This window comes from Klebsiella sp. MS 92-3, assembly GCF_000195655.1.
Taxonomy (GTDB): domain Bacteria; phylum Pseudomonadota; class Gammaproteobacteria; order Enterobacterales; family Enterobacteriaceae; genus Klebsiella; species Klebsiella pneumoniae.
In genome coordinates, this window is record NZ_GL882842.1 from 37,986 (window position 1) to 48,198 (window position 10,213).

Genomic DNA, 10,213 nt, shown 5'->3' on the forward strand with positions numbered 1-10,213 from the left:
GCGGGGGGGGGCGGGGGGGGGGGGGGGGCGCCAGCCGGGGGGGATCGGCAGGGAGATACACCACGATCCGCTTCACGGCAGCCAGCTCGCGCAGGGACACGCCCTCGACCGGCAGCTCAACGGGCCGCTTCGCGGCGTTCAGCATCAGCTGGCTCAACCCGCGGGCGGCCAGCGAGCAGGGCGAGAGGATATAATCGGTCATCATTGATAGACAAAGGTGATGCCGATGATCGACTGCACGTTGCCGGCGGTAACCTGGCCTGTGGTCCGGGCATAGGTGGCCGTCAGGCCGAGGTTGACCGGCGAGGTGCCGACGGTGCCCAGCGAGACCGTGCTGTTCGCCGGGACGGCGCTGCCGTTGCGCGTCAGCTGAACGCCTATCCCCTGCGCCGGCGAGGCGGAGGCGGTATTGGTGAAGATCGCGTTGGCGCTGTCCGCGGTGGTGCCGGAGAGGTAATACCCCAGCTGCTGGCTTTGCGCGCAGTGGACGGTGAGCGGCACGGCCATCGAGCCCGGGTAGTCGGGGAGGGTGACGGTGACATCGCGGGCGGAGACGTCGCAGCCGCCGGTGGGGACCACCACGTCGTTATTGGCGTAGATGTTCCAGATGAACTGGAAGGAGTCGCTATTGTAGTTGTTGGTCTGATGCAGGATCAGCACCGCGATTAACGATCCTGCGGTGATGGCCACCCCACCGGCAGTGCTCACCGGCGTCAGATACAGGACGGCCGGCCAGGGTTTATCGGTCCGTGAATCATAAATCACCCGCGCGGTTTCCGTGGTGGTCGGGAACGGGTAAGAGGTGCCGTTATATTTCACGGTGCCTGAAAAACTCGACAGCACACCGCCATAGGCGGATCCGCGCTGCAGGGTCACGTAGTCGGTGATCGTTTCCGGATAGTCGTTATGGCAAAAAATCTGCGTGGAGAGGTCGACCACCAGGTTTTGCCCGACGTTCACCGCCGGGGTCAGGTTAACGTAGACGTTGGCTGACCCGCCGCCGATGGGAATCGTCGCCCCGGTGGCCGTTTTGCAGGCAAAGGACCAGGCGTTCATCGACCAGCCCAGCAGCAGCAGGGTGGTGAACAGGGGGATTATTTTTTTCATCATGATGCTCTCCTGGCTCAGGCGTAGGTATAGGTGACGTTAATCACCGCCTGAATGGTGCCTTGCGTGGCGCCGCCGTTGACGGACAGCGCCCTGACCTGCAGCGGGAAGCGAGCGGACTGGCTGGCCTCATCCACCTGTACCGACTGGCTGCTGCCATTGTTCAGCGTGGTGCCGTCCTCGTTCTGCAGTTCGAGCTGAATATTGCCCGCCGTTCCCTGGTTTTTGTAATAGCCGGTGCTGTCCGCCGTTCCGCTGAAGGTGGCTTTCACCCGTGAAGTACCCACGGGGCAGTTGCTCAGATCCAGCGCCACGCTGTGCCAGGCCGATGCCGAGCCCGCACCGATCAGGCTAAAGGTATAGAGATCGCCCAGCTCGACGGTGGCATTGACGGTGGAAACCGTGCAGGGTCTGGCCACCACCTTGCCGTTGACGGTGAGAGTGACGTCGGCCGCCCGCAGGGAAGCGCTCGCGGTTAACAGGCCGGCCAGCAGCCAGCCCACATGAGTCCATTTCATTTCAGCCTCCGCTTACTGAAATTCCAGGGTGAATGTCGCTGTCGCATTGACATGCCCGGCGGTGACGGGCACCTGAGTGGCCATCAGCCGGGCGTAAAAGTTGAGAATATTGGTCTGGCCCGGGGTCAGCGTGGTCCAGGTCATGGTGGATGACGGCGCATTGACCGGCAGCCGGGACTGCTGCTGATCGAGAATTTCCACCCCCATTCCTGCCGCCGCCGAGGCCCCGGCATCGAGTTTTAACAGGCTGGTGTTGATGCTGTCCGCCACGCCGGTGAAACCGACCTTCACCGCGGTGACGGAAGTGCCGCAGGGCGACAGCACGATGCGGAACGGCACCGGCGGCGTCGTCGCCCCAACGGCATAAAACTGCTTCGCGGCGTTATCCTGTAAATCGACAGTAAAATCCTTCGATTCGCCGGCTACCGCGCAGGCGTTATCGCGGACATAGCCGCTGATGGCGATCGTGCTATCGGCGGCAAGCGCAGCCGGTGCGCCCAGGGTGAACAGGGCGCCCAGCAGATACTGCAGTGTTCTCATCATGATCTCCTTAGCGGCACGCGACCGAAAGCTGACTGAGCGCCTGCTGCTGGCTCTCCGGCGGCAGACGGTAATCGGCCACGCACTGAGCGTCCGGGCCATCGCCCCATTTCACCCGCACTTTGCCCGCCAGCGGCATCCCGCTCAGGTAGACCTGGCCGTTGTCCGCGACGATGCTGCCGCTCTGGTTGCTGTCGCCGGTGGCGAGGGCGCCAAACGGCACCGGTTTGCCGCGATGGGTCAGCGTCATCAGGATCTTCATCCCCACCTGGGCGTTAAAGTTGGCGCGGACAATCGCCCCATGGGTGGGCACCACGCTGACCACCGCATCGTCAAGGTCGACATTGTCCGCCAGGGTGTTGGTATCCAGCGCGATCCGGTTTTCGCGATACTCAGTGGCATAAGGCAGGACGGCATACCCGCGCCAGTCGGTGCGTACCCCGGTCTGGTTTTCCACTTTCACGCCGCCGGCGCCGGGGGCTTTCACCAGCACCACGGTATCGTTTAACGGTTGGCTCAGGGTGATGCCGTTGGCGTGCGCCAGCACGCCGCCGCTGACCCCGTAGTAGAGCTGTTTAAAGCCATCGCTGCGGCTGTAGCCGACGTTGGCGTTGCCGTAGCCGCCGCGGTAGTTGAGGGCGGTGTAGCCTGTGCTCCCGTTGTCGCCGTTGCCGCCGCCGGCATAGCCGGTCTGCACGCTATAGCTGAGGTTGTTGTCTTCCAGCAGGGTGCCATACAGGCCCGCCAGATTGGTCATGCGGCCATTGAGATCGTGCGACAGGCTGTAGCTGGCGCTGGCGTGCCGCCAGACCGAGCGGCTGTCGGAACGCAGCCAGTGGCTGAAGGGGATATTGATATTGATCGCCAGCATTTGATCGCGCCCCTGCTGCCAGGCGTTTTTTGTCAGGCTGTAGCTTAGCGACCAGTTGATATCGTCCACGGCGGCGTTGAGGCCGGCCTGCAGCTGCTCATCGGCATCGTCGGTGCCCCAGTAGGTCTGGTGGCTACCGCTGAGATAGAGGGTGGCGGTGCGCCCCAACTGCTGAGTCACGCTCAGCTGCACCTTGCCGCGCTTGCTGTAAGCCAGATTGTAGTAGTCGGTAAATTTCGGTTTTACCTGGATAACGCCGTCCTGGGTTTCCACACTGTAGCCGCTCATCCGGCGGTAAGTGGTATCGGCAAAGTTATAATAGCCGCGGGTAGAGTAGCGGTAGCCCACCAGCTGCAGGTTGGTGCCGGTCTCATCCAGGGATTTGTTATAGAGAAAACGCACCGACTGCCCCTGATGTTCGCTGTCGTCAGCCAGGGTGGCGTTGGCCTGAGTGATATCCAGCGACAGGGCGCCGAAATAGCCCATGTTTTTCCCCACCCCAAGGTTAAAGGCGCGATAGCGGTCTGCCAGCTGGGTGCCGCCGTAGAGCGTCCAGCCTGCCGGCAGGCCATGCATGGCCGTGCCCTGGAAAAAATCGGGCGTTTCCTGCTGACTGTTGCCGCTGCGGTACTCCCCGGCGGTGAGGGCGAAGCGGGTATGGCCTTCACGCTGGAGAACCGGCACCGTTGACCAGGGCACGCTGAAGACCTGGCGGGAGCCATCCGCTTCTTTGATCGTGACCTGCAGATCGCCGCCATTGCCCGCGGCGTAGAGATCGTCGATGGTAAATGGTCCCGGCGGCACTGTGCTCTGGTAGATTTCGTAGCCGTTTTGCCTGATTGACACCTGCGCCGTGCCGCGGGCGATCCCGTGGATCACCGGCGCAAAGCCTTTCTGGCTGTCCGGTAGCATATTGTCGTCGGAGGCCAGCTGGGCGCCGCGGAAGTTGATCCCGTCGAAGACATCGCCGTTGGTGTAGCTGTCCCCTAGGGTGAGTCGCGAACGCAGAGGCGTGATGTCCCGCTCAAGCCAGCTGTTAACGTGCTGCCAGCGATTCTCGTTGGATGAGGTGCTACCGCCGCTGCTGTAGCTCCAGGTGCTGTTATCGCGCAGACGCCAGGCGCCAATGTTCAGGCCGCTCTGTAGATTCAGATAGGCGTAACGGCTGCTGCCACCTGTGGTGTTATGGGCGTTATTGCCCGTGAAGTTATAGTTAATCAGCCCGGCGGTGATACCGTTATCCCACAGCTCCGGCGGAATATAGCCGCGCGCATGGTTACCCATAAATGCCTGGGGGACGGTGAGGTACAGGCGCTGCTGTCCGACGTCGAAGCGTGTGGTAGCTTCGCTGATAAGCGTGGTCAGCGGCACGCAGGCCGTGCTGTCCAGCGTCGCCATGCCCGGCACCCGACCGGTATCCACACCCATGCTCGCCAGCTGGCCGCGCGTCAGGCAGGGGGACAGACCGTGACCCTGGGCATCGGCCTGGAAAGTGACGTCCCTGGTGGTCATAAAACCATTGTTGAGATAAATATCGACGCGATAGGTGCCTGGCGGAACCTCCTGGCCTTTTTCAAATCCCGACAGGTCAGCCACCGCCGCCGGATCGTCAGCTAAAAAGCGGGGGTTAAAATAGAGGTCCGCCCGCGCGGCAAACGGCTGTGAGCAGAGCCACAGCGCCAGCGCCGGAGATACCAGGCGCCGGGCAGTTCGGCAACCTAAATGATCCAGTCCATATTTCCGATGTGACATTATCCCTCCGGTCCGACGTTGCCCGGCTGTCATTGCTTCTGGTCATGCGCAGCGTGTCCCGCGCGGCGGGGCGCTTCTGGGTTAGCGCAGCACGCCATTCATTTTCGGCGTCAGCGCGCCGTAATCATTAATCGTGCGATAGGTGATGGTGTTCCCGGCATCCGCGGGTAGCTTGACGCTGGTTTTGCCCATCGGCGGTACGAGGGCGTTCTCCAGAATGCGTGTCCCGGCGTTCAGTTCGGTCACCGTCAGGTAATAGGGGGTGGGGTTCGTCAGCGTCAGCGACGATCCGCTACGGCTAAAGGTCAGCTTTTCCGCCGCTTGATCCGGAGGCAGGGCCAGTTTTCCCGGACGGTAGTAGAGCTTGATGCGGCTGATAATCGCCAGCTGCAGGGTATTGTCGCTGAGCTTTGATTTATCCATCGAAGGGATCGCCTTCACGTTCATCCAGAACAGACTTTCCCGATCCTGCGGCAGCTGGTTATTGGTGGCGTCGATAATGCGCAGGGTGTTCTCTTTTTTACCCTGCATGGCAAACAGCGGAGGAGTGATGACAAACCGGCCGTCTCGCTGACCATCGGCATTTTCCACCCATGACTGAATAAGCCAGGTACTGTTGTCATCATTATTGGTCACCGCGAGCTGGACCTGCTTCTGTCCCGCCGGGTAGATAACCCGGGTCGCGCCAAGCGCAACGCCCGCCTGCGCGCTGGCGCTAAAGATACTGGCGGCGAAAAGCACACATCCTGCCAGTAAGCCATGCGCCATCGTTGCCGTTTTTCTCACATTATCTCCTTGTCTGCTCACCGTGTTGTCCTGTTTGTCTGCGGATTAATTACTGATAGGTCAATGAGAACCAGGCCTGGGCATTGGCTGCACCGCCGGTGACCTGGCGTCCGGTCGCCCGATATTTGGCGACGAAATTTAGCGTCGTCGGTCCGCGGTAGAGTGATATCCAGCGATCCGCTGGACGATTGAGCGGGAGCTGCTGGCCCTGGCTGTCGAATAGCGCAATACCGATCCCACTGGCGATCCCCGGACCTTCACCCACCGAAAGCACGTCGGGGTTTTTTCCATCAGCCACGCCGTGAAAGGTCACACCCACATGCTGGCTGACCGCCGTACTGCAATCCTGTAAATGAATCGCGAAAGGGATTGGGTTACTGTCTTCGCCGACAGCATGAAATCGATTACTGCTGATCTGCCCCAGATTGACCGTCATCTGCCGATCGCCGGCTTCGACGCGGCAGGAACTCGCCATTATCAGGCCCTGAAAACGCATGCTGCCCCCCGGCAGCGTGACGTTCCAATGATTACCGGCCAGCGCCAGCGGAGGCAGTAGCAGCAGCAGACCAGATTTCATTCCCTGCATCGTTTCACTCCGGTTGAAAATAGAGAGCGGGCCCTCCTGGCCCGAATAGCTTCCCTGCCTGACTCGGGTCTTACTCGTACTGCACTTTGAACGTGGCATCCGCGTTCGCTATACCAGCCGTCGCTGCGCCGGTCGCGTAGTAACGTGCCTGGAACGGGATGATGTTGGGGCCGTCATTCAGCGTGGTCGCAGCACTGAAGGTGGCGCCGTCCAGTGCCAGTGGCGTACCGGTATTGTCGAGGATCTGCACGCCGACGTTGGTTGCGCTGCCGGCGGCAGAGTTTTGCAGGGCCAGAACGGTGGTATTGCTGCTGTCGATGGCCGTACCGGCGAAGGCGACGGACGCTTTGGTGGCTACCGTAGTGTCGCAATCATCCAGCTGGATGTTGAAACCGACGGCCGAACTGGTGCTCCCCGCCGTGGCCAGTTTCGCGGAACGCACCTGGCCTAACTGAACGGTTTGATCGATAGAGCCGGCATCCACCGCACAGGCCGCATTAACGACTTCTCCTTTAAAATGCACGGTCCCGCCGTTGACCGTGGTGGTATCGGCCAGAGCTGCCGTGGAGCTCAGTGACAGTGCTGACACAACAATCATTGCCAGTGTTTTGATTTTCATACTGTTTTCCTTTGAACGATGTCGAAATAACGAACCGGATTGGCAGCCGTTGTGCCTTCCAGGCATTTCAGATTTCAGCCGAGTGGTCCGGCTGCCGGCTCTGCACAGTTTTCGCCCAACCGATGAGACAATTGGGGCCATTTTGACTCGTTGGGATAAATGATCTGTATTTTGTGTAAACCTGGTATTCTGTGGTTTTAAATTCTGCCAAATTTGATTTTTATGGTAATATAATCTGGTGTGGTGGGAGGAGGTGCGAAAGGAATAGCGATGGCGTTGGCGACGGATCGCCGGTGCAGCAGAGATATGGTTAGAGAAAAGTGAGTAATTTCAGGTTTAAAAATAGATAATAATCAATGAGATATGATTTTTTTTGCGGAAATATGGCGTAGTGAGTTGCAAAATATGTCAAAACATTTTTATGATATAAACAGTTTGGCCCCAATTGACCTGTTCGTTATTTTTTTAATTCTTTAAAATCAATCAGTTATTTCATTTTTCGTCTTCTGATCTTTTTCCTCTAAAAGATTATTTCTTTCCCAGATGCCAGCGAAACGTGCCGCATTACTGGCGGTGTAACGTACTGTGTGACGAATATTGCGATGTCCTAGATAATCCTGTATCAAACGCGTATCTGTCCCTCTTTCAGCCAGTTCATAGCCGCAGGCGTGACGCAGCATATGGGGGTGAGTGTGCGTGACGGTACCCGCATTTTCCCCGGCGGAGCGAATAATACGATACGCCTGCTGGCGGGAGAGCGCGGTGCCGCGGCGGGAGATAAACAGTGCGTCCGTTTTGTCCGCCGCTTTCCAGCCGGCACGGACCAGGCTCCAGCGCTCAATCGCCTCGCGCTCATCAAAACGCAGTGGATGAATCGTCGAAAAACCATTCTTTAATCGCCGCACATTAACCCGCCCTTCATGGAGATCCAGATCGTGATAATGCAGATCCAGCAGTTCGCTAATGCGCATGCCATGGCGAAAGGCCAGCAGAATGAGGCAGTAGTCCCGTTCGCCGGTAGGGCCCTGACGAGCAGCCTGCATCATGGCCTGAACTTCTTTGGCGGTTAGAAAACGACGTCGGTTCACAATAGTTGCTCCTGAAAATAGGTATGAATGACCGTCACAGCGAAACCATACGCCATGACGAGAAAGGTTCTGTAATGCTAAAACGGTACAGGGTGAAGATGATTAATCACGAATTGATAACATATTACATTGCCAGACACTAAAAATATCGTCGGGTGATAATTCTTAATTTTAAAGATTTTAATCATCGGCTCAATAGTATCTGCGCGGGTTGCCGCCAGGTATATAAAATGAAAGGATATTTTTCATTACCAGCCGCTATTAAAAACACAGCCGCGGAAATTTTTTCCCACCAATAAATACCCAGTCTTATTCCTGAGTAAACGCAGGGTTATATTAACTCTCAGTCATAAGGATTAAATAAGAACTTGTGGGAACAGTAATCCTAATTAACGCAGGGTTAAGAATCATGAATATTTTAATTTGTCGACCGCTCGCGATACAACGCCATCCATGGCGTCAAGGCTATTGGATCAGCGACGATCGCTGTTTGTCACGGGGATTGTCCCAGATGCCATAGAAGCGTCCCGCATTGCTGGCGGTATACCAGACGGTGTGGCGGATATTGCGATGCCCGAGATAATCCTGTATCAAGCGGGTATCGATCCCCATATTCGCCAACGCAAAGCCACAGGAGTGCCGCAGCATGTGCGGGTGGATCTCCAGTGGCAGCCCCGCCAGTCCCCCTGAGGACGCGATAATCTGATAAAACTGTTGGCGGGAAAGGGGATTACCTTTGCGGGAGAGAAACAGCCATTCGCTGGCGGCCTGCGGCCAGCTGCTGCGAATGGCCAGCCAGCGCTTTAGGGCGTAGATCTCTTTATCCAGCAACGGGTGGGTAGTCGAAAACCCTTTTTTAAGCCGATGGATGTAAACACATCGGGCAGCAAGGTCGATATCCGATATTCGTAGACGACAGATCTCGCTGGCGCGCAGACCATGGATGAAGCACAGTAACGTCAGGCAATAATTACGTGCAGCATAAGGACCGGTATCGGCCGCTTTAAGTAAAGACTCAATTTCATTCTGAGTCAGGAAGTTCCTTTTTTTTATGTCGGCGTTATTCGTCATGGTTTTCCCTTTTATTGCAGGCATATTTTTGGTTTTCCGAGCCTGCGTCAGGTCATTGTTAAATTTGACTGCCTTTTTATTTTGAAACAGCGTGGTGATAACGTTTTAATTTGCTACGAGCGCGAGCGGTATCATGGGCTAGCTCCATTGCTAACGATAAGAGGCCGCGATCTGAAGGGTAAAGAAAGGGTGAGCTGGCTGAACTGATGAATCTTTCCTGGGGGTTTCCACGTCCTGTACATCCCTGATCCTCTTGATGATACCCGCATGATGATGAAGGCTTGGGCTTCCGGCCACGGCAAGGCGGCTATCAATGCCGTCATGATTGATTGCCTGTTTACTGGGCAATGTCACCCCAGTAAACCAGCCTCCCTCGCCGACAACCTTCGGGAATGGCATGAGAAATTTCTCAGACAAAATACAACCTTAAGTCGTCTGGATAGCATTCACTGCAAAACTACAACAGTGATTAAACCATACTGCAAAAAGCCTGGTGATAATAGCATTGTCTGTAATAGAGCACATTACGCCGTATTTCAACGGGTAAGCTTAATCTGGTACATGCGGTTGAATGAGATGAAAACTCGTCACGGTCAACGTATACAGGAAGATATCAATGGGAGGTAGTAGAGGACAGGTAAGTATTGCGACACGGTCTGGCGGCGGGTTGGAATACTCGCTTCGGCGCGGGAAGGACTCACATCCAGGATACGCCGAAGCCTGCCGGTTCACCACTTTTCGTCACGTGCCTCCTGGCGCTTGTCGCTGCGCCAGGTGGCCTGTACGGAAAGCGATGGCAGCAGTAACCAGGGTAAGTAAGCCTCTTTTCATGGAAGTGATCCTGCTGAAGAGTACAATAAATAGCAGTTAAAGAATATTCTTGCCGGAAGCGCAGCATAATAACTGACAAAAAATGCTCGCCAAGAAATAACTTATTTATTTTTATCTGTGATTTTTTGAGTAATTATTCCTGTTAAAAGGTATTGGTAACCAATAACGCATAAAAAGATATAGCTGTGGTATGCTCAAGATATTGAGGCATTCTGCGCTAATACGGTGTCGGGAAGATAGCGATCGGTAGATAATGCGGAGCCTGGTGACTACGAACAATCCCGTGAACAGCTTCGACAAATTCCTCACCCTTCAGCGCTGACGCCTTCGCTCGCCTGTCGTAAAGTTGCTATCAGGCGGTTTACGTTTACTACAATGGTATAACGATGACGACTCCGATTGCGCTCCGCGACTGGCGCCTGCGGGCGGCCGGGTGCGGGGGGC

General features: G+C 56.6%; 10 protein-coding genes and 1 pseudogene. All 11 read right to left on the reverse strand.

Annotation, left to right across the window (positions count from 1 at the left end; all coding sequences use genetic code 11):
* A pseudogene (locus tag HMPREF9538_RS30410) lies at window positions 1-205 on the reverse strand (hypothetical protein); the annotation flags it as partial.
* Window positions 202-1,107 (reverse strand): fimbrial protein, encoded by a 906-nt coding sequence (locus tag HMPREF9538_RS06565; RefSeq protein WP_004151788.1) that lies wholly within the window; start codon window positions 1,105-1,107, stop codon window positions 202-204. The pseudogene HMPREF9538_RS30410 and the gene HMPREF9538_RS06565, both read right to left, overlap by 4 nt.
* A 17-nt stretch (window positions 1,108-1,124) precedes the next feature.
* Entirely contained in the window at window positions 1,125-1,610 is a 486-nt protein-coding gene (locus HMPREF9538_RS06560; RefSeq protein WP_004229447.1) for a fimbrial protein, read from the reverse strand.
* Between the two features lie 27 nt (window positions 1,611-1,637).
* Entirely contained in the window at window positions 1,638-2,165 is a 528-nt protein-coding gene (locus tag HMPREF9538_RS06555) for a fimbrial protein (RefSeq protein ID WP_019705553.1), read from the reverse strand.
* Window positions 2,166-2,175: 10 nt separating this feature from the next.
* Window positions 2,176-4,788: a fimbrial biogenesis usher protein gene (locus tag HMPREF9538_RS06550; protein WP_009308599.1), complete on the reverse strand. Its 2,613-nt coding sequence runs from the start codon at window positions 4,786-4,788 to the stop codon at window positions 2,176-2,178.
* A gap of 81 nt (window positions 4,789-4,869) precedes the next feature.
* A complete protein-coding gene (locus HMPREF9538_RS06545) occupies window positions 4,870-5,556 on the reverse strand; it encodes a fimbria/pilus periplasmic chaperone (RefSeq protein WP_004144024.1) in 687 nt (228 codons plus the stop codon).
* Between the two features lie 67 nt (window positions 5,557-5,623).
* Window positions 5,624-6,160, reverse strand: a complete 537-nt coding sequence (locus HMPREF9538_RS06540; RefSeq protein WP_004174507.1) for a fimbrial protein — start codon at window positions 6,158-6,160, stop codon at window positions 5,624-5,626.
* A 70-nt stretch (window positions 6,161-6,230) separates the two neighbouring features.
* Entirely contained in the window at window positions 6,231-6,779 is a 549-nt protein-coding gene (fimA, locus tag HMPREF9538_RS06535) for a type 1 fimbrial major subunit FimA (protein WP_002916190.1), read from the reverse strand.
* A 479-nt stretch (window positions 6,780-7,258) separates the two neighbouring features.
* Entirely contained in the window at window positions 7,259-7,867 is a 609-nt protein-coding gene (gene fimE, locus HMPREF9538_RS06530; protein WP_002916189.1) for a type 1 fimbria switch DNA invertase FimE, read from the reverse strand.
* Between the two features lie 465 nt (window positions 7,868-8,332).
* Window positions 8,333-8,938, reverse strand: a complete 606-nt coding sequence (gene fimB, locus HMPREF9538_RS06525; RefSeq protein ID WP_004151951.1) for a type 1 fimbria switch DNA invertase FimB — start codon at window positions 8,936-8,938, stop codon at window positions 8,333-8,335.
* 150 nt (window positions 8,939-9,088) lie between these two features.
* Window positions 9,089-9,337, reverse strand: a complete 249-nt coding sequence (locus HMPREF9538_RS0128240; RefSeq protein WP_002916186.1) for a hypothetical protein — start codon at window positions 9,335-9,337, stop codon at window positions 9,089-9,091.
* Window positions 9,338-10,213: the final 876 nt, after the last annotated feature.

Bases quoted from the DNA above. Each gene is read 5' to 3' on its own strand.
- HMPREF9538_RS06545 (WP_004144024.1), bottom strand. From the start codon at position 5,556: ATGGCGCATGGCTTACTGGCAGGATGTGTGCTTTTCGCCGCCAGTATC.
- HMPREF9538_RS06555 (WP_019705553.1), bottom strand. From the start codon at position 2,165: ATGAGAACACTGCAGTATCTGCTGGGCGCCCTGTTCACCCTGGGCGCA.
- HMPREF9538_RS06565 (WP_004151788.1), bottom strand. From the start codon at position 1,107: ATGAAAAAAATAATCCCCCTGTTCACCACCCTGCTGCTGCTGGGCTGG.
- HMPREF9538_RS0128240 (WP_002916186.1), bottom strand. From the start codon at position 9,337: ATGCCATTCCCGAAGGTTGTCGGCGAGGGAGGCTGGTTTACTGGGGTG.
- HMPREF9538_RS06550 (WP_009308599.1), bottom strand. From the start codon at position 4,788: ATGTCACATCGGAAATATGGACTGGATCATTTAGGTTGCCGAACTGCC.
- fimA (WP_002916190.1), bottom strand. From the start codon at position 6,779: ATGAAAATCAAAACACTGGCAATGATTGTTGTGTCAGCACTGTCACTG.
- fimB (WP_004151951.1), bottom strand. From the start codon at position 8,938: ATGACGAATAACGCCGACATAAAAAAAAGGAACTTCCTGACTCAGAAT.
- HMPREF9538_RS06540 (WP_004174507.1), bottom strand. From the start codon at position 6,160: ATGCAGGGAATGAAATCTGGTCTGCTGCTGCTACTGCCTCCGCTGGCG.